At 69.8% G+C, this 23,728-nt stretch carries 24 protein-coding genes and 1 riboswitch; of the genes, 15 read left to right on the forward strand and 9 right to left on the reverse strand.

The genetic code is table 11. The features are described from left to right. Positions 1–23 precede the first annotated feature (23 nt). From ASF38_RS12070 to ASF38_RS12080, 3 genes are read right to left on the reverse strand one after another with little or no spacing between them, the layout of a single operon-like run. Positions 24–590: a DUF3043 domain-containing protein gene (locus ASF38_RS12070; RefSeq protein ID WP_056576317.1), complete on the reverse strand. Its 567-nt coding sequence runs from the start codon at positions 588–590 to the stop codon at positions 24–26. A 33-nt stretch (positions 591–623) separates the two neighbouring features. Further along, on the reverse strand, positions 624–1,232 hold the full coding sequence (locus ASF38_RS12075) for a hypothetical protein (protein ID WP_056555559.1): 609 nt from the start codon (positions 1,230–1,232) through the stop codon (positions 624–626). After that, positions 1,222–2,439 carry an SGNH/GDSL hydrolase family protein gene (locus ASF38_RS12080; protein WP_162237355.1) on the reverse strand — a complete coding sequence of 406 codons (1,218 nt, stop codon included), beginning with the start codon at positions 2,437–2,439 and terminating at the stop codon, positions 1,222–1,224. The genes ASF38_RS12075 and ASF38_RS12080 overlap by 11 nt, the downstream gene beginning before the upstream one ends. Positions 2,440–2,557: 118 nt before the next feature. Between ASF38_RS12080 and ASF38_RS12085 the strand changes: the two genes are divergently transcribed. The 11 genes from ASF38_RS12085 to ASF38_RS12135 all read left to right on the forward strand — a co-directional run bounded on the left by ASF38_RS12085 (position 2,558) and on the right by ASF38_RS12135 (position 13,127). Beyond that, entirely contained in the window at positions 2,558–3,271 is a 714-nt protein-coding gene (locus ASF38_RS12085; protein ID WP_055965671.1) for a PspA/IM30 family protein, read from the forward strand. After that, positions 3,246–4,142 carry a zinc metalloprotease HtpX gene (gene htpX, locus ASF38_RS12090; RefSeq protein ID WP_056576549.1) on the forward strand — a complete coding sequence of 299 codons (897 nt, stop codon included), beginning with the start codon at positions 3,246–3,248 and terminating at the stop codon, positions 4,140–4,142. Before ASF38_RS12085 ends, htpX begins: the two co-directional genes overlap by 26 nt. A gap of 27 nt (positions 4,143–4,169) precedes the next feature. After that, positions 4,170–4,742, forward strand: a complete 573-nt coding sequence (locus ASF38_RS12095) for a hypothetical protein (RefSeq protein WP_055965673.1) — start codon at positions 4,170–4,172, stop codon at positions 4,740–4,742. A gap of 63 nt (positions 4,743–4,805) precedes the next feature. After that, a complete protein-coding gene (locus ASF38_RS12100) occupies positions 4,806–6,074 on the forward strand; it encodes an aminotransferase class I/II-fold pyridoxal phosphate-dependent enzyme (protein WP_055965675.1) in 1,269 nt (422 codons plus the stop codon). A gap of 5 nt (positions 6,075–6,079) precedes the next feature. After that, positions 6,080–7,180 carry a glycerate kinase gene (locus ASF38_RS12105; RefSeq protein WP_056576320.1) on the forward strand — a complete coding sequence of 367 codons (1,101 nt, stop codon included), beginning with the start codon at positions 6,080–6,082 and terminating at the stop codon, positions 7,178–7,180. 112 nt (positions 7,181–7,292) lie between these two features. Then, on the forward strand, positions 7,293–7,685 hold the full coding sequence (locus ASF38_RS12110; RefSeq protein WP_055965679.1) for an iron-sulfur cluster assembly accessory protein: 393 nt from the start codon (positions 7,293–7,295) through the stop codon (positions 7,683–7,685). 104 nt (positions 7,686–7,789) lie between these two features. Continuing rightward, positions 7,790–8,773 carry a carbohydrate kinase family protein gene (locus ASF38_RS12115; RefSeq protein ID WP_055965681.1) on the forward strand — a complete coding sequence of 328 codons (984 nt, stop codon included), beginning with the start codon at positions 7,790–7,792 and terminating at the stop codon, positions 8,771–8,773. Between the two features lie 122 nt (positions 8,774–8,895). Continuing rightward, a complete protein-coding gene (gene coxB, locus ASF38_RS12120) occupies positions 8,896–9,741 on the forward strand; it encodes a cytochrome c oxidase subunit II (RefSeq protein ID WP_055965683.1) in 846 nt (281 codons plus the stop codon). After that, a complete protein-coding gene (gene ctaD / locus ASF38_RS12125; RefSeq protein ID WP_055965685.1) occupies positions 9,741–11,495 on the forward strand; it encodes a cytochrome c oxidase subunit I in 1,755 nt (584 codons plus the stop codon). Before coxB ends, ctaD begins: the two co-directional genes overlap by 1 nt. A 3-nt stretch (positions 11,496–11,498) precedes the next feature. Next, a complete protein-coding gene (locus ASF38_RS12130; protein ID WP_311209294.1) occupies positions 11,499–11,903 on the forward strand; it encodes a cytochrome c oxidase subunit 4 in 405 nt (134 codons plus the stop codon). Between the two features lie 39 nt (positions 11,904–11,942). Further along, complete coding sequence (locus tag ASF38_RS12135; RefSeq protein ID WP_235493017.1) at positions 11,943–13,127, forward strand: Ig-like domain-containing protein; 1,185 nt, start codon at positions 11,943–11,945, stop codon at positions 13,125–13,127. Between the two features lie 657 nt (positions 13,128–13,784). Here the strand turns inward: ASF38_RS12135 and ASF38_RS12140 are convergent. From ASF38_RS12140 to ASF38_RS12155, 4 genes are all read right to left on the reverse strand, one after another. Further along, positions 13,785–15,488, reverse strand: a complete 1,704-nt coding sequence (locus tag ASF38_RS12140; RefSeq protein WP_055965689.1) for a cytochrome bc complex cytochrome b subunit — start codon at positions 15,486–15,488, stop codon at positions 13,785–13,787. After that, on the reverse strand, positions 15,485–16,549 hold the full coding sequence (locus tag ASF38_RS12145; protein WP_055965691.1) for a ubiquinol-cytochrome c reductase iron-sulfur subunit: 1,065 nt from the start codon (positions 16,547–16,549) through the stop codon (positions 15,485–15,487). Before ASF38_RS12145 ends, ASF38_RS12140 begins: the two co-directional genes overlap by 4 nt. Further along, the gene (locus ASF38_RS12150; RefSeq protein WP_055966474.1) at positions 16,546–17,382 is read right to left on the reverse strand and encodes a c-type cytochrome; all 837 of its coding nucleotides are present in this window, start codon (positions 17,380–17,382) and stop codon (positions 16,546–16,548) included. Before ASF38_RS12150 ends, ASF38_RS12145 begins: the two co-directional genes overlap by 4 nt. A 97-nt stretch (positions 17,383–17,479) precedes the next feature. After that, positions 17,480–18,058, reverse strand: coding sequence for a heme-copper oxidase subunit III (locus ASF38_RS12155; protein ID WP_055966478.1), 579 nt, complete (start codon positions 18,056–18,058; stop codon positions 17,480–17,482). Positions 18,059–18,127: 69 nt separating this feature from the next. On the opposite strand from ASF38_RS12155, the gene ASF38_RS19400 reads away from it, so the two are divergent. Further along, entirely contained in the window at positions 18,128–18,550 is a 423-nt protein-coding gene (locus ASF38_RS19400; protein ID WP_056555574.1) for a response regulator transcription factor, read from the forward strand. After that, positions 18,547–19,593: an anthranilate phosphoribosyltransferase gene (trpD, locus tag ASF38_RS12165; RefSeq protein WP_056576324.1), complete on the forward strand. Its 1,047-nt coding sequence runs from the start codon at positions 18,547–18,549 to the stop codon at positions 19,591–19,593. The genes ASF38_RS19400 and trpD overlap by 4 nt, the downstream gene beginning before the upstream one ends. A 24-nt stretch (positions 19,594–19,617) precedes the next feature. Here trpD and ASF38_RS12170 read toward each other — a convergent pair whose 3' ends face one another. Both ASF38_RS12170 and ASF38_RS12175 read right to left on the reverse strand, forming a co-directional pair. Then, positions 19,618–19,893 (reverse strand): Lrp/AsnC family transcriptional regulator, encoded by a 276-nt coding sequence (locus tag ASF38_RS12170; protein ID WP_055965697.1) that lies wholly within the window; start codon positions 19,891–19,893, stop codon positions 19,618–19,620. Beyond that, positions 19,890–21,617: a DEDD exonuclease domain-containing protein gene (locus ASF38_RS12175; protein ID WP_235493018.1), complete on the reverse strand. Its 1,728-nt coding sequence runs from the start codon at positions 21,615–21,617 to the stop codon at positions 19,890–19,892. Before ASF38_RS12175 ends, ASF38_RS12170 begins: the two co-directional genes overlap by 4 nt. Before the next feature lie 560 nt (positions 21,618–22,177). Between ASF38_RS12175 and ASF38_RS12180 the strand changes: the two genes are divergently transcribed. Further along, the gene (locus ASF38_RS12180; protein ID WP_055965699.1) at positions 22,178–22,399 is read left to right on the forward strand and encodes a hypothetical protein; all 222 of its coding nucleotides are present in this window, start codon (positions 22,178–22,180) and stop codon (positions 22,397–22,399) included. Between the two features lie 124 nt (positions 22,400–22,523). Next, a riboswitch (cyclic di-AMP (ydaO/yuaA leader) is annotated at positions 22,524–22,684 on the forward strand. 127 nt (positions 22,685–22,811) lie between these two features. Further along, positions 22,812–23,678, forward strand: coding sequence for a C40 family peptidase (locus tag ASF38_RS12185; protein WP_200914514.1), 867 nt, complete (start codon positions 22,812–22,814; stop codon positions 23,676–23,678). Positions 23,679–23,728 lie beyond the last annotated feature (50 nt).

Below are 23,728 nucleotides of genomic sequence, written 5' to 3' on the forward strand. Positions count from 1 at the left end.
CGGCGGCCGCGCGACCTGGTCGTCTAGTAGCGGTCGCGCAGCGGGGAGCCGCGATCGATGGAGACGGCCGGCAGCCGGAAGCGACGCAGCTGGGTGCTGCGCAGCACCGCGTAGCCGACGGCACCCTTCGTGGGGGTGTCGGGGAAGCGTTCACGCAGTCCGCGCTTGAGCCCACGGACCATGACGACCTCGTCGAGGATGGTGAGCAGCAGCATGACCGCCCACGCGTAGAAGACGACGAGCTGGGCCCAGGGCTGGTTGATGAAGCTCAGCACCAGCACGAGCAGCAGGATCGGGAGCAGGTACTCGGCGACGTTGCGACGGCGGTCGACGAAGTCCCGGGCGAAGGCGCGGACCGGGCCACGGTCACGGGGCGGCAGGTCGGAGCCCTTGCCGGCCCGGAGCGCCTCCTGCTGCCGCTGGCGCAGCTGCGCGCGGGCGTCGCGCTCTCGACGCATCTGCTCCTTGCGCGTCAGGGGCGTCTTCATGGCCTTCTTGCGGGCGGCCTCGGCCTCCTTGCGACTGGGAGTCGCGCGGCCCTTGGCGTTGTTGCTCTGGCGGTCGTCCGGGGCGGCGTTGTCCTGCGTCACGGCGTCACCCTACACAGGAGGACCTCGCCATCCTCACCCCTGCAGGCGGTCGTCCACGTCGCGCGCGATGGTCGCCTGCTCCTGCGTCGGGACCGACGTGTCACCCGTCGCGACGAGGACCACGACGACCTCGGCGCGCCGGAACACGACCACGCGGAACCGGTTGCCGGCGCCGTCGTCGTAGTCCCAGCCCACCTGCTGGTCGCCGAGCCCGTCGAGCTCGTCCTCGGGGACGGGCTCGGTCGTGAACCCCTCCTCCTCGCACGTGGTCCGGACCGCCACGAGAGCGTCGAGGGTGTCGGTGGCGGCCTGCTCGTCCGCGACCATCCCGTACTCGAGCACGGAGCGCGGCAGCCCCTCCTGCTCGTAGTAGGAGACGCGACCCTCCTTGACGTCTGCGGGCTCCGCGGGGACGCCGCAGTAGCGGGGCTTGCCGGGGTTGCCCGAGATGCGCTCGCTGGCCGGCACGCGGACCCAGCCCTTCGGCAGCCCGTCCTCCGGCAGGATCGTGAGGTCGGCGCGCTGGTCGGCGGACGTGCGCTCGGGCGCGGCGGGCTCGTCGCCGCCCGTGCAGCCGCTCACCGTCACCAGGAGGGTGACGGCGAGCAGCGACGCGACGCGGGTGAACGGGTCACGGACCATTGCGGATCGCCTCCTCGAGGATGGCGGCCATCTCCTCGTGTCCTCGGTCGTTGGGGTGGTAGCTGCCGTTCTTGTCGGGCTTGCCGTCGGCGATGCGGACCTCGATGTTGTTCATGCAGGCGTTGGAGGTGCCGATCTCGCACCCGTTGAAGGCGTCGTACATGTCGACGTACTGGAAGGCACCGGGGTTCTCCTCGTTGAGCTCGTTCACGAGGTCCTCGATCTGGCCGTCCATGTCCTCGACCAGGTCGTTGATGGCCAGGATGTCATCGGTGTCGATCTGCGTCCCGTCGCTCCACGCGCTGCCCGGGTCCTCGGGGAAGAAGCGCGGGTAGCCGAGCACCAGGATCCTCGCGTTCGGGGCCTGCTCTCGGATCTGCGGCAGCAGCTCGCGCATGTTCTCGATGGCCTGGGCGATGTTCTCGTCGGCCTCGTCGCGCTCGGACTGGTTGTCGAAGCAGCTGTGGAACGGGTTCATCCCGTCCTTGATGCACTGCTCGAGCGTGTTCGCGAACTTCGCGTCGTTGCCACCGATGGTGAAGGTGACCAGGCTGGTGTCCTCGTCGAGGTTGTCCAGCTGCGCCGGTTCGTCGTCGTTGTCGCTGTTGGGCTCGGTGAAGTCCTCGGTGACGGCACCGGAGCAAGCCGCGAAGGTGTAGCCGCCGGCGAAGTCGAACGTGTCGTTGATCTGCTGGGAGTACGCGCCCTCGGACCGGTGACACATGTTGTTGTACGGCGCCTCGGTCTGGGTGACCGGGACCTCGACGCAGCCGTACTGGTGGCAGTAGAGCTGCGGCTGGGGGTTGCCGTCCTCGTCGAGGTTCTCGTAGTAGTCCTCGGCCTCGGAGGCATAGTTCTCGTCGGTGTCGGGGTCGTACTCCGAGCCGCCCTCCCCGGAGGAGAAGGAGTCGCCGAGGGCGACGTACTCGCCGGCCTCGGCCTGCTCCTGCGGTGTGAGCGAGGGGTCGAGATAGGTCGGCACCGTCGAGTCGCCGGGCAGGGGCGCGGTGGGCTCCGGCACCTCGCCGCAGTCGCTGCCGCCGGTGATCTCGCAGATCTTGGTGCTGACGGTGGCCCTGATGGGCTCGCTGTTCGCCGTGATGGTCCAGACGATCCCGCCGACCAGGATCGCGGCGAGGACGATGACGCCCACGAGCTCGAGCGAGCCTTGGCCCCGCTCGAAGCGTCGTGGTCGCACTGTCTGCATGGCTCCATGGAAGCGAGACGGGTACCCGGGCGCCCAGGGCCCTGGGACCCAGATGCTCCGCTGCGGCGTCCGTCGGTCGTGCAGCCCCGGTCGTGCACGGTGCCCGTACTCTGGCGCCATGGGGATCGGACGCAGGATTCGCGACATCTGGCGGTCGCGGTCGCACCAGGAGCTCGACGGCGACGCGTTGCGCAGCTCGCTCGACGACACCTACCGCGGTCAGCTGGCCCACCTGCAGCGCGTGCGTCGCGGCGTCGCGGACGTCACCACGAGCCGCAAGCGCGTCGAGGTGCGGCTCCGCCAGCTCGAGCAGCAGTCCAGCACCTTCGAGGGGCAGGCGCGCGAGGCCGTCGCCCGGGGTGACGACGACGCGGCCCGCGCGGCACTCGGGCGCAAGGTCGGGCTCGAGGAGGCCCTGGCGGACCTGCGCGAGCGGCACGCCGCCCTCCAGAAGGAGGAGGCCACGATCACCGACGCGGCGACCCGCCTCGAGCAGAACATCGAGGACTTCCGGCTCCGCAAGGACACGCTCACGGCCCGCCAGTCCGCGGCAGAGGCCCGTTCGCAGCTGACCAGCGCCGACTCCGGCATCACCTCCTCGCTCAGCACCGTCAACCAGCAGATGGAGGCGGCCGAGCGGCACACCCGAGAGCTCGAGGCCAAGGCCGACGCCGTGGACGAGCTCGTCGCCGACGGGGTCGTCGCGCGGCCGGGCGAGGACACCGCCGACCTCGAGGCGCGCCGCTTCGACCGCGAGCTCGGGATCGACCCGTCCTCCACGGACACCGAGTCAGGGGAGGATGGCCGTGGCCCGCACCAGATTCAGGCCTGACGCGGGGCTCTCCCGACGGATGTTCGGGGTGAGCCTCGGGCTCGGCGCCCTCTACGTCGCCTTCGGCGCGATCCTGATCAACTTCTCCGGCAGTGCGGTCGTCGGGCTCGTCATCGTGATCGCCATGGCCTGGGGCCAGTGGTACTTCTCCGACAAGCTCGCCCTGCGGTCCATGGGCGCGAAGGTCGTGACCCCGGAGCAGGCCCCCGAGCTGCACGCCATGATCGACCGGCTGTGCGTCATGGCCGACATGCCCAAGCCGACGGTGGCCGTCGCGGTCACCGACATGCCGAACGCCTTCGCGACCGGCCGCACGCCCAGCCACTCCGCGGTGTGCGTCACGACCGGCATCATGCAGCGCCTCGACGCCGACGAGCTCGAGGGCGTGCTCGCGCACGAGCTGGCCCACGTGGCCAACCGCGACGTCTCGGTCATGACGGTCGCCTCGTCGCTCGGGCTGCTGGCCGGATTCATCACCCGCTGGGGCCTGTACTTCGGCCGGGGCGGCAGCAACCGCAACGGCAACAACCTGCCCTTCATCGCCGTGTTCCTCGTGAGCATGGTGGTGTACTTCATCAGCTTCCTGCTGACCCGGGCGCTGTCGCGGTACCGCGAGCTCAGCGCGGACCGCAGCGGCGCGTACCTCACGGGGCGTCCCTCGAAGCTGGCGTCGGCCCTCACCAAGATCTCGGGCGACATGAGCCGCATCCCCAACAAGGACCTGCGCGACTCCCAGGCCCTGAGCGCGTTCTTCTTCGCGCCGGCCATCAGCCGCGCGTCGGCCGGTGCCCTCATGGCCACCCACCCGCCGCTGGAGCAGCGCCTGGCGCAGCTGGCCAAGGTCGGCGCCGAGCTCTCGGATCCGATCTGATGGGCCCGATCTGATGGGCCCGATCTGATGGGCTGGCTCGACGGGATCCTCGGGCGCTCCAAGCCGCCGGAGGCCGACCTCGACGTGCTGTTCGGCGTGCCCCAGGCGGGGTTGTCGCTGCAGGCTGCCGGCTTCACGGCCACGGGCGCCGGAGCCGTGTGCTTCCGCGACGTCGATGGCGTGAGCGACGACCAGGTCGTGGCCGAGGTGCAGCAGGTCATCGGGACCGACGCCTCGGCGGCGGTCGAGCTGAGCGACGACGGGCGAGGCTTCCGCTGGATGCAGGTGACCCGGTCGCCGGGCGACCTCACCGGCCTGGTCACCGATCTTCACGCGGCGAACTCCTCGCTCGCCGACGCCGGGTACGGACCCCAGCTCCTGTGCTCCACGGTCCTGTTCACGGCACCTTCCGGCGGAGCGCTGGCGCTGGTCTACCTGTTCAAGCAGGGCACCTTCTACCCGTTCGCGCCGGTCGCCGGCCAGCGTCGGGACAACCCGGTCGAGATCCAGGTCCGCGCGCTCGTCGAGGGTGACGTCCCGGTCGAGCCGAAGCTCGAGCGGTGGCTCGCGCTGTGGGGTGCGCCGGGCCTGTCCGTCTAGGGCACTCGGGCGCGCACTGCGGCTGGGGCGTCCGGGTCGGCCGGTCTTGGGTAGGTTGGGACCGTGAGCCTCGACACCCTCTCGACCGCAGAGATCAGCGCCCTCCACGACGAGCAGACGGCCGCCTACGAACGCCTCAAGGCAGCCGGTCTCGCCCTCGACATCACGCGCGGCAAGCCGTCCGCGGCCCAGCTCGACCTGTCGAACGCCCTGCTCGACCTCCCGGGCCAGGACTACAAGGACGGCGCGGGCACCGACACCCGCAACTACGGCGGCATCGTGGGCAACGCCGACCTGCGCGGGATCTTCGCCGAGCTGCTGCACGTGCCGGTCGACCAGGTGGTCGCGGGCGACAACGCGAGCCTGGCGATCATGCACGACCTGGTGGTGCTCGCCATGCTCAAGGGCACGGTCGGCTCGACGCGTCCGTGGTCGCAGGAGGACGAGGTCGTCTTCCTCTGCCCCGCGCCCGGCTACGACCGGCACTTCGCGATCTGCGAGCAGTACGGCATCACCATGCGCACCATCGAGATGCACGACGACGGCCCCGACATGGCCGCCGTGCGCGAGGCCGTCACCGACCCGGCCGTCAAGGGGATCTGGATCGTCCCCACGTACGCCAACCCCACGGGTGCGGTCGTCAGCGAGGCGAAGGCCGCCGAGCTGGCCGCCCTCGAGACCGCCGCACCCGACTTCCGCATCTTCTGGGACAACGCGTACGCCGTGCACCACCTGACCGAGGAGCGCACCAAGACCGCCGACATCGTCGGCCTGTGCGCCGCCTCCGGGCACCCGGACCGTCCCTTCGTGCTCGCGTCGACCTCCAAGATCACCTTCGCCGGGTCCGGGGTCAGCTTCTTCGCCTCGTCGCCGGAGAACGTCGCCTGGTACACGGGACTCATCGGCAAGCGGACGATCGGTCCCGACAAGGTCAACCAGCTGCGCCACCTGCGGCACCTCGTCGACGTCGACGGCGTGCACGCGCTCATGGACCGGCACCGCGAGATCCTCGCCCCGAAGTTCGCGGTGGTGCTCGAGGTCCTGTCCGAGCGACTCGGCGGACACGACGTGGCCACGTGGACCGAGCCCAAGGGCGGCTACTTCGTGAGCCTCGACGTCCCGGACGGCTGCGCGACGAGGGTCGTGCAGCTGGCCAAGGAGGCCGGCATCGCCCTCACCCCGGCCGGTGCCTCGTTCCCGTATGGCAAGGACCCGCGCGACCGCAACATCCGCATCGCGCCGTCGTTCCCGCCCATCGAGGAGCTGCGGACGGCCATGGAGGGACTCGCCACGTGCGTGCTCCTCGCGGCCACCGAGCAACGACTGGCCTGACGACCGTGCGGGTGCTCGTGGCGCCGGACAAGTTCGCCGGGACGCTGGGCGCCCCCGAGGCGGCCAGGGCGATCGCGCGCGGCTGGGCCCGTGCGGCGCCCCACGACGAGATCGTGCGGCTGCCCATGGCCGACGGTGGCCCCGGCTTCGTCGACGCGCTCCACGACGCCCTCGGCGGTCACCTCCACGTCGTGACGGTGACCGGGTCGACCGGGGTCGACGTCCCGATGACGGTCCTCGTCGTCGACGACGTCGCGTACCTGGAGTCGGCACAGGCCTGCGGGCTCCAGCTCGGACCGCCGTCGGCGAGGTCGGCGAGCACGTGGGGCGTGGGTCAGGCGATCGCGGCCGCCGTGGAGCTCGGCGTCGAGTCGGTGGTCGTGGGTCTGGGCGGCAGCGCCACCAACGACGGGGGCGCCGGACTGCTGGGCGCGCTCGGAGCGGTGGCCGACCGCCCGCTCGACGCCGGGCCCGACGGGCTCGGCGGCATCACACGGGTCGACCTCGAGCCGGCTCGCGCGGCAGTCGGCCAGGTGCGCCTCGTGGCGGCGAGCGACGTCGACGTGCCCCTGCTCGGGATGTTCGGTGCGACCAAGACCTTCGGGCCGCAGAAGGGCCTCTCCGACGCCGACGTGGTCGAGGTCGACGGACTGCTCGACCGGTTCGTCGAGGCGGCCTGCGGCTCGACCCCGGCGGAACGGCGGGTCGCGGACTCGCCGGGTGCCGGCGCTGCGGGCGGCCTCGGGCTCGCGCTCCTCCTCCTGGGCGCGGAGCGCCGGCCCGGTGTCGCGGTCGTGGCCGACGCCGTGGGTCTGGACGCCGCGTGCGCCGCGGCCGACCTGGTGGTCTCGGGGGAGGGTGCCTACGACCACACGTCGCGCAGCGGCAAGGTCGTGCACGGCGTGGCGCAGGTGGCAGCACGCCATGCCCGTCCGTGCGTGGCGATCGCCGGCCAGGTCACGGTGGGCGCGCGCGAGATGCGCGCCATGGGCGTGGAGTCGGCGTACGCGGTGCTCGACGTCGTGGGGGAGGAGCGTGCCTTCGCCGATCCGGCCGGCTCGCTGAGCGAGGTGGCCGAGCGGGTCGCCCGCACCTGGTCCAGGTGAGCCCGCGGCGGAGCACGTGGTGATCGCGCCCAGGTCGAGCACGTACGATGGAACAGAACCGGCCTCCTCCTGGTTTGCACCAGGGAGACCACCCGAGACCGACGGAGATGACATGAGCGTCGACAGCAGCACGACCCCCGACACGGCCACCACCGCCACCGACGGCGTCACCGCGCCCGCCGAGGGCGTGACGTTGTCCGCCAACGCCGCCGACAAGGTCCGGAGCCTGCTCGCGCAGGAGGGTCGCGACGACCTCGCCCTGCGGATCGCCGTGCAGCCCGGTGGCTGCTCCGGCCTGCGCTACCAGCTCTTCTTCGACGAGCGCACGCTCGACGGCGACGAGGTCCGCGACTTCGACGGCGTCAACGTCGTCGTCGACCGCATGAGCCTGCCCTACCTGGGCGGAGCCACCATCGACTTCGTCGACACGATCGAGAAGCAGGGCTTCACCATCGACAACCCGATGGCCACCGGTTCCTGCGCCTGCGGCGACTCGTTCCACTGACCTTTCGAGGGGTCGCCCACGAGCGGCGACGCCCGAGGTCACGCACGACCTCCTCACACGACGGCCTCCTGCGCACGCAGGGGGCCGTCGTCTAGTCTCGTCGGGTGCATCTCGCGATCGCCGGTTCCGTGGCCACCGACCACCTGCAGGTCTTCACGGGAAGGTTCTCGGACTCCCTGGTCCCCGACCAGCTGGACAAGCTGTCCGTCTCCTTCCTCGTCGAGGACCTCGACATCCGCCGAGGAGGGTGTGCGGCGAACATCTCCTTCGCCCTGGCCGCACTCGGCCACCGACCGACGCTCGTGGCCTCGGTCGGCACCGACTTCGTGGAGCAGGGCTACCGCACCTGGCTCGAGGACGCGGGCGTCGACTGCTCCCTCGTCCACGTCTCGCCCACGGCCCACACGGCCCTGTGCACCATCACGACGGACGACGCCCACGCGCAGATCGTCACGTTCTACCCCGGTGCCATGGCCGAGGCGCGGCGCATCGACGTGGGGGAGATCCACCGCGAGCGTCCGATCGACCTGCTGCTCATCGGACCGGACGACCCGGCCGGCATGCAGCGCCACACCGAGACGGCCCGGTCGCTCGGCATCCCGTTCGCCGCGGACCCCTCGCAGCAGCTCGCCTGGGCCGGCGGCGACCTGATCCGTGACCTCGTCGACGGTGCCGCCTACCTGTTCAGCAACGACTACGAGGACGCCCTCATCCAGAGCAAGACCGGCTGGTCGGCCGACGACGTGCAGGCGCGCGTCGGCACCCGCGTCGTCACGCGCGGCAAGGACGGCGTCACGGTGTACCCGTCCGAGGGCCCGGCCGTCGAGGTCGCGGCCATCCCGGGCGTGACGTCGGTCGACCCGACCGGTGTGGGCGACAGCTTCCGCGCCGGGTTCCTCGCCGGTGTGGCCGCGGGCCTGACCCTCGAGCGGTGCGCCCAGATCGGCTGCACCATCGCCGCGAGCGTCGTCGAGACGACCGGCACGCAGGAGTACCGCCTGACCCGCGAGGCGTTCCTCGGACGACTCGAGGGAGCCTACGGCGAGGCCGCCCGGGTCGAGGTCGGCGCCGCCCTGAGCCTGGTGTGAGCTCACCCCGTGAGGGCACCCTAGGAAGGGTGCCCTTACCTCCTCGTCACGGACGACGTCGGGGTACTGTTCTTGTGTCATCGCATGACTGGTGTGGACTAGAAAGGCGCCTCGTGGGTCGGATGAAGTTGGCGGCTGCTGTCGTCCTCGCGGTTCTCCTCAGTGCTTGCTCGCCCGTCGCGGACAACGACATCGAGCGGCTCGCGCTGCCGGTCGCCGCGAGCGATCGGTCGCAGCCCGTGTGGGACCTGTGGCTCGGCGCCTGGATCGCCGTCCTCGTCGTGTTCGTGCTCGTCTTCGGCCTGATCGTCTACGCGTCGGTCCGGTACCGGCGTCGCAGCGACGACGAGATCCCGACGCAGGTGCGCTACAACCTCCCGCTGGAGGCGCTGTACACGATCGCACCGGTCGTGGTCGTCGCGGTCTTCTTCTTCCACACCGTCACGAGCCAGAACGAGGTGCTCGAGGAGGTCGAGAACCCCGATCACACGATCCAGGTCGTCGGCTCCAAGTGGCAGTGGGCCTTCAACTACCTCGACGAGCAGGCCACGCAGGGCGAGGACGTGTACGACTTCGGCACGCCCGCCCAGCCGGCCGAGCTGTGGCTCCCGCTGGGTGAGTCGGTGCGGTTCAACCTGACGAGCCCCGACGTGATCCACTCGTTCTGGATCCCGGAGTTCTACTTCAAGATGGACGTCGTGCCGGGCCGTGAGAACAGCTTCGACATGACGCCGACCCGCGAGGGCACGTTCACGGGCCGCTGCGCAGAGCTCTGCGGCCTGTACCACTCGCGCATGATCTTCAAGGTGAACGTCGTGTCGCCCGAGGAGTACGAGGCGCACCTGCAGGACCTGGTCGAGATCGGCCAGGTGGGTGCACCCGCCGGACAGAAGGAGGCCGACACGGTCGCCGGTCTGCGCGGCGAGGAGAGCGGCGACGAGAGCGTCCAGGAAGGTGCGGGTAACTGATGGCTACGACTGCGGCATTCGACGACGGTCGGGAGACCACCGTCGTCCGTGAGACGACGCTCGGCCAGAAGGTCGTGGGCGTGCTGACGACGACCGATCACAAGGTGATCGGCAACATGTACCTCGTCACGTCGTTCATCTTCTTCCTGATCGGCGGCGTCCTGGCGCTGGCGATCCGCGCGAACCTCGCGCAGCCGGGATCGAACTTGCTGAGCGACGAGGCCTACAACCAGGCCTTCACCATGCACGGCACGATCATGCTGCTGATGTTCGCGACGCCGCTGTTCTTCGGCTTCGGCAACGCGATCATGCCGCTGCAGATCGGTGCGCCCGACGTCGCCTTCCCGCGCCTGAACATGTTCAGCTACTGGCTGTACCTGTTCGGCTCCACCATCGTGGTCGGCGGACTGTTCGTCCCCGGCGGCGCCGCCAGCTTCGGCTGGTTCGCGTACGCCCCGCTGTCGGACGGCGTGAACTCGCCCGGCATGGGCGGCGACCTCTGGGTCATGGGCCTGTGGATGTCGGGCCTGGGCACGATCCTGGGTGCGGTCAACTTCATCACCACGATCTTCTGCATGCGCGTGCCCGGCATGACGATGTTCCGGATGCCGATCTTCGTCTGGAACACGCTCGTCACCAGCCTGCTGGTGCTCATCGCGTTCCCGATCTTCGCCGCCGCGCTGCTCACCCTCGCGGCCGACCGCATGCTCGGGGCCCACGTGTTCGACGCGGCCAACGGGGGGCCGATCCTCTGGCAGCACCTGTTCTGGTTCTTCGGGCACCCAGAGGTCTACATCATCGCCCTGCCGTTCTTCGGCATCATCTCCGAGATCCTGCCGGTCTTCAGCCGCAAGCCGATCTTCGGCTACGTCGGCCTGGTGGCCGCCACGCTGCTCATCGCGGCGCTCTCGGTCGCCGTCTGGGCGCACCACATGTTCGTCACCGGGGCGGTCGATCTCGCCTTCTTCAGCTTCATGACGTTCTTGATCGCAGTGCCGACAGGCGTGAAGTTCTTCAACTGGATCGGCACGTTGTGGGGCGGAAGTCTGTCCTTCGACACCCCGATGATCTTCTCGATCGGCTTCCTCACGACCTTCCTCTTCGGTGGTCTGACCGGCGTCATCCTGGCCTCGCCCACGCTCGACTTCCCGCTGTCGGACTCCTACTTCGTGGTGGCGCACTTCCACTACGTGGTCTTCGGCACCGTGGTGTTCGCGATGTTCGCGGGCTTCTACTTCTGGTGGCCCAAGCTCACGGGTCGGATGCTCGACGAGAAGCTGGGCAAGATCCACTTCTGGCTGCTGTTCATCGGCTTCCACCTGACGTTCCTCGTCCAGCACTGGCTGGGCGTGGAGGGCATGCCGCGTCGCTACGCCGACTACGGCCCGAACGACGGCTTCACGACGCTCAACGAGATCTCCTCGATCGGCGCGTTCCTGCTCGGCGCCTCCACGCTGCCGTTCTTCTGGAACGTCTGGAAGTCGCGCAAGAACCCGCTCGTCAAGCTCGACGACCCGTGGGGCTGGGGACGGTCGCTGGAGTGGGCCACGAGCTCGCCCCCGCCGCGCCACAACTTCCACTCGCTGCCGCGCGTGCGCAGCGAGAGCCCCGCGTTCGACCTGCACCACCCGGAGATCGCGGAGCTGGAGCTGCTGCACAACCCCGACGAGGGCGGTGTGTTCGCTGACGCTCCCAACACCAACGGCAAAGAGTCGGCCATAAGAGATGCCAAGCAGCAGAAGGACGGTCACTGAGCCATGAAGGGCATGAAGGCCGAGTACTGGACGATCATCTCCTGCGGGATCTTCTTCGTCTTCATCGCGCCGGTGTACTGGGTGCTCACCGAGGACCCCACAGGCACCACGGCGCTCGTCATGACGTTCCTGCTGTGCGCCCTGCTGGGCTTCTACCTGTACGTGGTGGCCAAGCAGATCCCGAGCCGTCCGGAGGACCTGGACGACGCCGAGATCGCCGACGGCGCCGGCGAGCTGGGCTTCTTCCCGCCGTACAGCTGGTGGCCGCTCTACTGCGCCCTGGCGCTCGGCACGATCGTGCTCGGCGTGGTCATCGGCTGGTGGCTGTTCATCATCGGCGCGACGATCGGTGCCGTGACCCTCTGCGGCTGGATCTTCGAGTACTACCGCGGCGTCCACGCCCACTGATCAGCCTGGATGTTGGTCCCCGCCGCGTAGGATGACGCGGTGAGGTCAACGTTCTTGGGGCACCGCGTCGTGCTCGTCGTCGTGGCGATCGCGTCGCTCCTGGCAGCCTGCACCTCGGGCGGATCGCTCCGTGAGGCCGTGGCCCCCAAGGAGCCGGCCGTCGTCACGGCCAACGTCAAGGACAAGGCGGCCGACGTGCCCGTCGACACCCTCGTGGAGGTCGACGTCGAGCACGGGACGATCGTCGAGGCCTCCCTGTCCACCGAGGACGGCGCCGACGCCATCGAGGGCGAGGGTGGCGAGTCCGGCTGGACGGCGGCCTCGCGGCTCGAGCCCGGCACGGCCTACACGCTCACCGCGCAGGTTCGTGGCGACGACGGCAAGGACGTCGACCTCGTGCGCACGTTCACGACCCAGACATTGACCCTGGACGACCAGACCTATCCGTCGGTGGCTCCGCTCAAGGGCGAGACGGTCGGCGTGGGCATGCCGGTCATCGTCACCTTCGACATCCCCGTGAAGAACCGGGAGCTGTTCGAGGAGAACATGCACGTCCGGTCCACCCCCGAGGTCGAGGGGTCGTGGCACTGGATCAGCGACTCCGTCGTGCACTACCGCCCCGAGCGCTACTGGCCCGCCGGGACGAAGGTGACGGTGGACCTCGACCTCAACAGCCTTCCCGCCGGGGGAGGGGTGTACGGCCAGCAGGACCAGGACATCCCCTTCACGATCGGCAAGAAGGTCGTGACCACGGTCGACGTCGCCAAGCACACGCTGACGATGAGCGTCGACGACGAGAAGCTGCGCACGATCCCGGTGTCCACCGGCAAGCCCGGGAACGAGACCCGGCGCGGCACCAAGGTGATCATGGAGAAGTTCTCCTCGGTCGACATGGACGCCGCCACCACCGGCGTGGACTCCTCCGATCCCGACTACTACGACATCAGCGACGTCCGCTGGGCCATGCGGGTCACGAACTCCGGGGAGTTCCTGCACGCCGCCCCCTGGTCGGTCGGCTCGCAGGGTCGCGAGAACGTGAGCCACGGCTGCGTGGGCATGAGCACGGCCGATGCCAAGTGGGTCTACGACCGCTCCCGCCGCGGCGACGTCGTGCGCTTCGTGAACAGCCCCCGGTCCCTCGAGGACAACAACGGCTGGACCGACTGGAACGTCGACTGGAGCGAGTGGACCAAGGGGTCGGCGCTGAGCTCTGCGGCGTCCTGAGGGGCGTTCTGAGCCGCTGAGGGCGCTCTGGGACGTCCGGGTGGCTGCGCCCCGCTCAGGGTGGGCATCGCGGATGCTGCTGCGCCGCTGTAGCTGCGAGTCGGGGTGGTCTCCGAGAGGGCCTCGACCGGGGCGGTGGGTCTCGAGTCGGTTGGGTCTGCCGGGCGCGGCGGGGTTCGCGCTCGCTGCTGCGTCGCTGCGGCTGCGAGTGGACCTGCGCTCCGAAAGGCCTCGACCGGAGCGGGGGGTCTCGGTCCGGGTGGGTCTGCGGGGCGCTGCCACGATTCTCCATCGGTGCGTGATCCACGCACGATTCTTCCTTCGCGTGGACCGTGCCACGCGAAGGAAGCATCGTGACGACGAAAAAGACCCCCGTACGGGCAGTGATTCTCCCTTCTCGTGGACCGTCCCTCGCAAAGGAAGAATCCCTGCCCACCCGACGCACGAGAGGCCCCCGGCGGACGCAGGATTCTGCCTTCGCGTGCAGAAGCCCGAACGATGCTGCGTTCACGACGGGATACCGCCACGAACGCAGAATCCTTCGACCTCCCACGCACGAACGCAGAATTCTGCGTCGCCCGGGAACGCAGAATCCTGCGTCCCCCGGGAACGACGAAGGCCCCCGCCGGAGCGGGGGCCTTCGTGCGGTGATGGTGCTCAGTGCGACTTCGGGATGCCGGTCTCCGACACGCCCTGGAAGTCCTCGCCGAGGTGCACGGGGTGCCCCTCGATCTCACCGAGGTGCTCCTCAGCGTGCTCGACCTCGGCCACGGTCGGCTTGTCGATCGCGCCGTGGTAGTAGAACGAGCGAGCCTTGTGGCGCAGCTTGGCCTTGCGTCCGGCCGGAGCAGCCACACCGTTCTCGTCCGTCTCGGCCGGGGCCTCGAGAGCCGGGACCCGGTCGTGGGCCGTGAGGCGGTACTGCTCGAGGACCGGGAGCGGAGCGTGACGCTCGGCGTAGCTGCCGTCGGGCGAGCGCTCGATGACACCCGTCTCGTAGCCGTGCAGGATCTTGTTCTGGTCGGCCCGCTGCAGCCCGATGCAGATGCGACGGGTGATGAAGAACGCCGCGACCGGGAAGAGGAACAGGCCGAACCGGAAGATCCAGGTCAGGGCCATGATGTCGAGACCGAACTGGGTGGCGATGATGTCGTTGCCGCCCGCCGCCCAGCCGACGCCGTAGAACGTCATGCCGGCCACGCCGAACGCGGTGCGCGTCGGGGCGTTGCGCGGACGCTCGAGCAGGTGGTGCTCACGCTCGTCGCCGGTGATCCAGCGCTCGATGAACGGCCACAGGAAGAGCGTCGTGAACAGGACGCCCAGGCCACCCACGCCGGGGATGAAGACGTTCCAGCTCCAGGTGTAGCCGAGGAAGGTGGTCTCGAGCGCCGGCATGAGGCGCACGAGGCCCTCGGAGAAGCCCATGTACCAGTCCGGCTGGGAGCCCGCCGTGACTTCCGACGGGTTGTACGGGCCGTACGCCCACACCGGGTTGATCTGGATGATGGCACCCATGAGGGCGGTGAAGCCGAAGACGACGAAGAAGAAGCCGCCGGCCTTGGCCGCGTACACGGGGAGCATCGGGTAGCCCACGACGTTGTCGTTGGTGCGTCCGGCGCCGGGCCACTGCGTGTGCTTGTGGTAGATCAGCAGCAGCATGTGCGCGGCGATGAGGCCGAGCAGCAGCGCCGGGATCAGCAGGATGTGCGCCATGTACAGACGGGGGATGATCTCCTCGCCCGGGAACTCGCCGCCGAAGATGAAGAACTCCACGTAGGAGCCCACGATCGGGACCGAGCGGATCATGCCGTCGACGAACCGCAGGCCCGTGCCCGACAGCAGGTCGTCGGGCAGGGAGTAGCCGGCGAAGCCCTCGACCATGCCGAGCGTCAGCAGGCCGACGCCGATGACCCAGTTGATCTCACGCGGCTTGCGGTACGCGCCCGTGAAGAACACGCGGAGCATGTGGGCGATCATCGCGCCAACGAACAGCGCCGCCGCCCAGTGGTGGATCTGCCGCATGAGCAGACCGCCACGGATGTCGAAGGAGATGTGCAGCGTCGAGGCGTAGGCCTGCGACATCTCCAGGCCCCGGAAGGGGGCGTAGGAGCCGTCGTAGACGACCTCGGCCATGCTCGGCTGGAACCAGAACGTCAGGAAGACGCCGGTCAGCAGCAGGACGACGAAGCTCCAGAGCGCGATCTCTCCGAGCATGAAGGACCAGTGCTCCGGGAAGACCTTGCGCAGGTTCTTCTTCGCCACACCGGCGAGCCCCAGACGGTCGTCGAGCCAGCCCACCGGACCGGCGGCCTTCTTGCCGAAGGCCGTGTCCTCGACCGGGGTGTAGGTGTCGTTGCTCATGACTCACCATCCAGTCTCTTCTGGTCGCGCGCAAGCTCGGGGTAGCTCGGCGCCACGATGTCGGGGAAGTCGCTCATGGCGATGATGTAGCCCTCGGAGTCGACACCCAGCGGCAGCTGGGGGAGAGGGCGGTGCGCCGGGCCGAAGATGACCTTGCCGTTGTCGGCCAGGTCGAAAGTCGACTGGTGGCACGGGCAGAGCAGGTGGTGCGTCTGCTGCTCCCACAGGGAGATCGGGCATCCGACGTGCGTGCAGATCTTGGAGTAGCAGAGGATCCCGTCGATGCCCCAGTTCTCCTTGCCCTGCTCGGGCGTGATGTCCTCCGGGCGCATGCGCACGACGATGATCGCGGCCTTGGACTTCGCGGCCAGGAGCTCGTGGCCGTGGTACTCGGCCTCCTCCTCGCCCTCGGCGGGGAAGAACACGGCCGGCTCGGCGTTGATGAGCTGACCGACCTCGATCTCCTCCGGACGCATCGGCAGGCCGGACACGTCGTTGACGACCCGCATGCCCTTCTTCCACACCGTCTCGTCCTGGCCGTGGGGGAGCGGACCGAGGTCACGCAGGAGCACCACGGACGGCAGCGCCAGCGCGCCGACGGAGAGGAACAGGCTGTTGCGGATGAGCGGGCGTCGGCCGAAGGTCGACTCCTCGATGCCGGCGTTGATGTCGGCCATGACCGCCGCGCGGTCCTCGTCGGAGGACTTGGCGGGGTGGCGCATCTCGACCATCTCGTGGTCGCCCATGAGCTTCTTGGCCCACTGGATGATGCCGACGCCGATGAGCAGCATGCCGCCGCCGAGGGTGGCGCCCAGCGCGAAGTTCGAGGCGGACCAGTTGAGGAACGTCTGGTCCTCGTCGATCAGGAAGTAGGAGAAGCAGAACACCACGAAGAGCAGGGCCGCGGCGAAGAACATGCCCGAGACCTGACGCTCGGCGCGGCGCTCCTGCGCCGGGTCGACGTCGGTCGGACGCCACTGGTGCGGCTGCAGGCCCGGGTCCTGGATGGGCTCCGTGGTGGCGGGGGTGCTGCTGCCGTGCTGCTCGAGGTCGTCGCTCATGCTGCCTTCTTCTTGGTCTTCACGCGCGCGCCGTGGGCGCCGATCCAGATGGCGAATCCGACGAGGCCGCCGATGCCGACGACCCAGACGAAGACGCCGTCGACCACGGGACCGAGGCCGCCGCCACCGACGCCGCCGTAGTTCGGCTGCTCCTGGACGTTCTTGATGTAGGCGATGATGTTGCGCTTGTCCTCAGGCGTGACGATGTCGTCGTTGAAGACAGGCATCTGCTGCGGGCCGGTCTGCATGGCCTCGTAGAGGTGCTTGGCGCTCACACCCTTCAGGGTAGGCGCGTATCGGCCGTTCGGCAGGGCACCGCCGGCGCCGACGGAGTTGTGGCAGGCGGTGCAGTTGGTGCGGAAGAACTCGCCGCCCTCCTTGAGGCCCTCCTCGTCGACGTTCTCGTAGTCGAGGACGTCCTCGGCGGGGATGGCCGGGCCGGGGGCCAGCGAGGCGATGTAGGCCGCCAGCTGCTTGGTCTCCTCGGCGTCGTACTCCGGTGCCTTGCGCGGCGCCTGGGGGCCCGACTGCGCCATCGGCATGCGGCCGGTGCCGACCTGGAAGTCGACCGCGGCGGCGCCCACGCCGATCAGCGACGGACCGTAGTTCCCGCCGTCCTTCGTCGTGATGCCCTCGGCGTTCTGGCCGTGGCAGCTCGCGCAGCCGATGAGGAAGAGCTCGCGCCCGACCTCGACGTCGCGCGCGGTGTACTCCTCGGCCTGTGCGGCCTTGGGTGCGGCGGCGGCCCAGAGGGCTCCTACCGTCACGAGTCCCAGCAGCAGGACAGCGAGTCCGGCGAGGGGATGACGGCGGCGGGTCGACAGAGTGCGCACCGAGAACCTCATTCCTGTCAGGGGTGTCCAGCGTACCTAGCGATGTCGCAGGTCCGCAGGGTTAGGTTGGGCTAACGCCGTGCCGGTGAGCGAGGCGTCAGCGGATCAGGTAGATCGTCGCGAAGAGAGCGACCCAGACGATGTCGACGAAGTGCCAGTAGTAGGACACGACGATCGCCGAGATGGCCTGCTCGTGGGTGAAGCGGCGCGCGACGAAGGTGCGGCCGATCACGAGCAGGAAGGCCAGCAGACCGCCCACGACGTGGATGCCGTGGAAGCCGGTGGCGAGGTAGAAGAGCGAGCCGTAGGCCGAGGACGGGATGGTCACGCCCTCGTGCACGAGCTCGGCGTACTCGGTGGCCTGGCCGCCGATGAAGATCGCGCCCATGACGTACGTGAGGACGAACCACTCACGCATGCCCCACTTGCCCATCTGCAGCAGCGTGCCGGTGCGTCCGGCGCGACCGCGCTCGGCGGCGAAGACGCCGAACTGGCAGGTCAGGGACGACAGCACCAGGATCGCGGTGTTGATCGTCGCGAACGGCACGTTCAGCAGCTGCGTCTCCTGGGCCCACAGCTCCGGCGTCACGTTCTTGACCGTGAAGTAGGCGGCGAACAGTCCGGCGAAGAACATCAGCTCGCTGGAGAGCCAGACGATCGTGCCGACGGTCACCATCGAGGGACGTCCCTCGGTGCCGTGGAGTCGGGACGCGGGGATCACGGAAGTAGTGGCCACGCGCTCATTATGTACGATTCGAACGTGACCGAGAGCAGCAGGTTCCACGTCCTCGTCTACAGCGACGACCGAGACGTCAGGAATGCCGTCATCACAGCGCTCGGCACGCGTCCGCACCCGGACCTTCCGCCCTTCGAGTACGTGGAGTGCGCCACCGAGCCGGTCGTGTGGCAGCACCTCGACGACACCCGCCGCCGACCCGACCTCGTGATCCTCGACGGCGAGGCCAACCCGGCCGGTGGGCTGGGCGTGGCGCGCCAGATGAAGGACGAGATCTTCCAGGCGCCGCCGGTGCTCGTGCTCACGGGTCGCCCGCAGGACGCCTGGCTCGCGACGTGGTCGCGGGCCGAGGCCGCCGTCTCGCACCCGATCGACCCGCTGCGGCTGGCCGAGGCGGTCATCGGGCTCGCGCGGTCCGTGCTCACGGCGTGAGCGCCCACACCTGGCCCGACGTGCTCGATGCGCTCGTGCTCGGGCACGACCTCGACGCCCGGTCGACGGCGTGGGCCATGGCCTCGATCCTGGACGGGGAGAGCACGCCCGCGCAGATCGCGGCCTTCGCGGTCGCGCTGCGCGCCAAGGGGATCTCCCAGCCCGAGCTGCAGGGCCTGGTCGACGCCCTCCTGTCGAAGGCCGTCCTCGTCGACGTGCCCGGCCGGGTCGTCGACATCGTCGGCACCGGGGGAGACCGGGCCAAGACGGTGAACATCTCGTCGATGTCGGCGGTCACGGCAGCCGGTGCGGGCGTGCCCGTGGTCAAGCACGGCAACCGGGCGGCTTCCAGCGACAGCGGCACGGCCGACGTCTTCGAGGTGCTGCAGATCCGTCTCGACGTTCCGGCCGAGGCGGTGCCGACGGTGCTGGAGCGCGCCGGCATCACCTTCTGCTTCGCCCCCCTGTTCCACCCCGGGCTGCGCTTCACGGGGCCGCCGCGACGCGAGATCGGCATCGCGACCCCGTTCAACGTGCTCGGCCCGCTCGTGAACCCGGCCCGCCCGGCGGCGTCGGCCGTGGGGTGCTCGGACCTGCGGACCGCTCCGCTCATGGCGCGGGTGTTCGCCGACCGCGGTGACGACGCATTCGTCTTCCGGGGCGACGACGGTCTGGACGAGATCACCACCACCTCCACGACGCGGGTCTGGACCGTCGCGGACGGACAGGTTGTCGAGGAGCTGCTGGACCCGCGGGACCTCGGCGTCGCCCTCTCCTCGCCCGAGGCATTGCGTGGAGGAGACCCGACCTACAACGCCGACGTGTTCCGGCGCGTGCTCGACGGTGAGACCTCACCCGTGCGCGACGCCGTGCTGCTCAACGCCGGAGCGGCCCTGGCGGCCCACGCCGGGGGGAGCGGGCCGCTGATCGAGCGGCTGGGGGCCGGGATGGAGCAGGCGCGCACGTCGATCGACAGCGGCGCAGCGCGCGAGGTGCTGGCGCGCTGGTCGACCGTGACGCAGGAGCTCGCGCCCCCTCGCTGACGGTGCGTCGTGCGCGTTCGGACGTCAGAGGCCGATGCTGAACGCGTCCTCGAGGTCGTGGCGGCTGAACGTCTGGAACGCGATCTGGGTCTGCGTCGACAGCACGCCCTCGACCTTGTTGAGCCGGTCGGCCACGACGGCGGCGACGTCGTCGATGCGCTGCACCCGCACCATGGCCACGAGGTCGTGGTCGCCGGTGACGGAGTAGACCTCGCTGACGCCGTCGAGGTCGGCGATCTGGGCGGCGGTCTCGGGAAGCCGCGAGACCTCGGCCTGGATGAAGACGATGGCGGTGATCACGCCGTCAGCCTAGACCGGTTCGCCCGGTGGACGTCGGACTCGACCGGCAGGTCGGCGACGTGCCGCGCGGCGCCGGCGACAGGCACGTGCCAGCTGCCTCGCACCATGCGCACGCCGGGCGTCTCGAGCCACCGCAGGAGGGTCTCGGTCTCCTCGACCGAGGCGACCGGGGCGGGGTGGGCGGCGTGCGCAGGAGCGGCTACCTCCTCGGCGGTGGCCAGGAGTGCCTCGACCCACGCGGACGGGTGGACCGTGCGGGGCAGGAGCCCGGCGGCGGCGAGGCGACCGTGCCGAACCACGTGGACCTCCCAGCCCCGCTCGCCGGGCGCCGCCGCCACGAGCTCGTCGACCTCGGTGAGCTGGCGCAGCCGCTGGGTGCGGTCGACCGCCCGCAGGGACGCGGTGAGCCGGTCGCGAACGGCGGCGGCGTCCTCGTAGCGCTGCTGGTCGCCCAGCTCGGTCATCCGCAGGCGCAGCCGGTCGACGACCTCGAGCGGGTCGCCGGTGAGCGCCTCGCGCAGGCGTGCGACCTCGGCGTCGTAGATGGCGGGGTCGAGGTCGCCGGTGCAGGGCGCGAGACAGCGGCCGAGGTCGGCGAGGGCGCACGTGCTGCCGCGCGGGCGTCGGCCCATGCGGGTGGTGCACTGACGCACGAGGAAGGTCTCGTGCAGCGCGGCGAGGGCGAGCTCGCTCTGGCGTCGGTTGCCGAACGGCCCGACGTAGTCGGCATCGTCGTCGAGGACGCGGCGCACCACCGACAGGCGGGGCCAGGGCTCGCGGGTGAGCTTGATCCACGTGAGGCGCTCGGGAAACCGCGAGCGGCGGTTGTACGGGGGACGGTGCGCCGCGATGAGGCGGAGCTCGCGCACGTGCGCCTCGAGCGCCGTGGCGCAGACGACGGAGTCGACCCGCTCGGCGAGGCGGACCATCTCGCCCATGCGGGTGCGGGTCTCCGACGCCGTGAAGTAGCTCGCGACCCGCTTGCGCAGGTCGCGTGACGTGCCGACGTAGAGCACGTGGTCGCGGACGTCGCGGAACAGGTAGACGCCGGGCTCGTGCGGCAGGTGCTGCGCCAGGTGGCGCTTGCGACGTTGCTCGGGGGAGACCCGCGACGTGAACGTGACGGCGTCCTCGAGGCTGTTCACGCCGAGGGAGCCGAGCCGCTCGAACAGGCCGTGCAGCACGTCGACGGTGGCGCGCGCGTCGTGCAGGGCCCGGTGGTCGGGCGTGGTGGTGGCGCCGAAGTGGGCGGCGAGGGTGGAGAGCTTGACGTTGCGCACCTCGTCGCGCAGCAGCGCCCGCCGGGCCAGCACGGCCGTGTCGAGCACCTCGAAGCGCGGCCAGGGGATCCCGAGCTCCTGCGCGGCGTGCTTGAGGAAGCCGACGTCGAAGGGGGCGTTGTGCGCCACGAGCACGCTGCCGGCGGCCAGCTCGAGGAAGCTGGGGAGAACCTCGGCGATGCGGGGCGCCTCGACGACCATCGCGTCGGTGATCCCGGTGAGCACCGTGATGAACGCCGGGATGCTCTCCTCGGGGTTCACCAGCGTCTGGAGCTCGCCCAGCACCTCGCCACCGCGCACCTTGACCGCACCGATCTCGGTGATGCGCGATCCTGTCTTCGGCGAGCCGCCCGTGGTCTCGAGGTCGACGACGCAGAACGTGACGTCGCTCAGTGCTCGACCGAGGTCGTCGAAGCTGGCCTGGTGGGGGAAGGGGCTCGTCACGGCGCCGACGCTAGGCGCGGCGTCCGACAGAGTGGGCGATTCCGTTGGTGTCGTCGGTGGGGTGGGTCTTCTCCTCGACGCAGCCGCAGGGTGGGTCTGCGGGGCGCGGCCACGATTCTTCATCTGTGCGGGATCCACGCACGATTCTGCTTTCGCGTGCTGAAGCCCGAACGATGCTGCGTTGGTGACGGGATCCGACCACGAACGCAGCATCCTTCGCCCCCTCACGCACGAACGCAGAATCTTGCGTCCCCCCGAGCCACGCTCCGAGAGGCCGACCGAGCCCGGACTCGTCCGCCGGTCGAGGCCCTTTTCGGAGAGCAGGTCGACGACGAGCCACAGCGACGCATGAGCAAGGAACGACCTATCCGGAGCAATGCAGCCGCAGGTCGAGACCGAGCCAGAGCGACGCAGCCGCAGGTCGAGACCCAGCCGGAGCGACGCAGCCGCAGGCGAAGACCCACCCCGAAGCCCCGCAACCGTCGGGGGACCACTCACGGCAACCCCGACGCATGACGACTGAACGGTTTCTGTCGGGACGCCTGCCTAGCGTCGGCGACATGAACCCCGAATCCGTCGTGATCGACTGCGACAGCTGCCTCGTCCGCAGTCCCAGCGCGTGCGGCGACTGCGTGGTCAGCGTGCTGCTCGGCGGTCCGCCCCAGGGTGTCGAGGTCGACGCCGAGGAGATGGCCGCACTCACCGCCCTCGCCGACGAGGGTCTCGTGCCACCGCTGAGGCTCGTCACCCCCGTCTCCGGACCTGACGTCCAGGCCGGGTGACGCACCTCACCCCGCACAGGGCCCACGCGGTCCGTCGAGGGGTCGGGTCGTCGCCCGCTTCCTCGCGCCCTCGGTTAGACTCGGCAACCGTGCGTCCGGAGCATGCTGCTCACCCAGAGCGACATCGGAGGCACCGCCGAACCGCCGCGGACGTGGGGAAGACGTCCAGGGCGGACCGGGGAACCACGTTCCTGGGGTGAATCGCACGGGCGCTCGCGCCCGTGGGTAGGGCAGACCTTGGCCCGAACCCGTCAGCTCACCCGGTAGGCGTCGAGGACACTGGAGGGTGCACGTGCACCGACGAGGCCTGGCCCGTACACGCAGCACACGATCGACCCTGGCCACCGCAGCGGTGGCGGCCCTGACCATCGGCGTCACCGTCGGAGTGGTCGGCCCCGCGCAGGCGGACCCGGTGACCACCGAGGACGTCGAGGCCGCGTTCCACGACGTCGAGGTGGTGGCCGAGCAGGTCAACCAGCTCGACGAGGACGTCAAGGACACGCGCGCCGAGATCGCCGACCTCGACGACGACATCGCCGACCAGCTGGCCGTCTACCGCAAGCAGCGCGACGCGTTGGGCGCCTCGGTCGTGCAGCAGCAGCTCGACTCGCCGCTCGGCCCCACGGTGAGCCTGTTCGGCAGCCAGGACCCCGAGGAGTTCCTCGAGGGCCTCGGTGCGGTCCAGGCACTCAACAGCACGCGCGCCGACGCCGTCGAGTCCTTCGCCGCCACGGCCAAGGAGCTCAAGAACCGACGCGCCAGCCTGAAGGACCGCAAGACCGAGCTCGAGCGCGATCGCAAGAAGGCTGACGCGAAGCGCGCCCAGATCAAGGCCAAGTACGAGGACGCCAAGGCCGAGCTGGCCCGTCTGACGGCCGCCGAGCAGGCCGCCTTCAACACCAGCGACGTCGAGATCGGCTTCGAGGTCGACGCGAGCGGCCGCGCCAAGGCCGCGATCGACTTCGCGACCGCCCAGCTGGGCAAGCCCTACATCTACGGCGGCACCGGGCCGAAGGGCTACGACTGCTCCGGCCTGGTCATGAAGGCCTTCGCCGCGGCCGGCGTCTCGCTGCCCCGCGTCGTGGGTCCGCAGTACGCCGCGTCGCGCAAGATCTCCATGAACGAGCTCCAGCCCGGCGACATCGTCTTCTACGGCGACATGTCGCACGACGGCATCTACATCGGCAACGGCAAGGTCATCCACGCGCCCCGGCCGGGCAAGAGCATCGAGGTCACGAGCGTGTCCTACGGGTTCACCAAGGCCGGACGCGTCGTCTGAGCCGACCCGTGCCGGGTGTCGGATGACGGCGAGATCATGACGGGCGCCCC

The sequence above is a fragment of the Aeromicrobium sp. Leaf272 genome (assembly GCF_001422865.1).
GTDB lineage: Bacteria > Actinomycetota > Actinomycetes > Propionibacteriales > Nocardioidaceae > Aeromicrobium.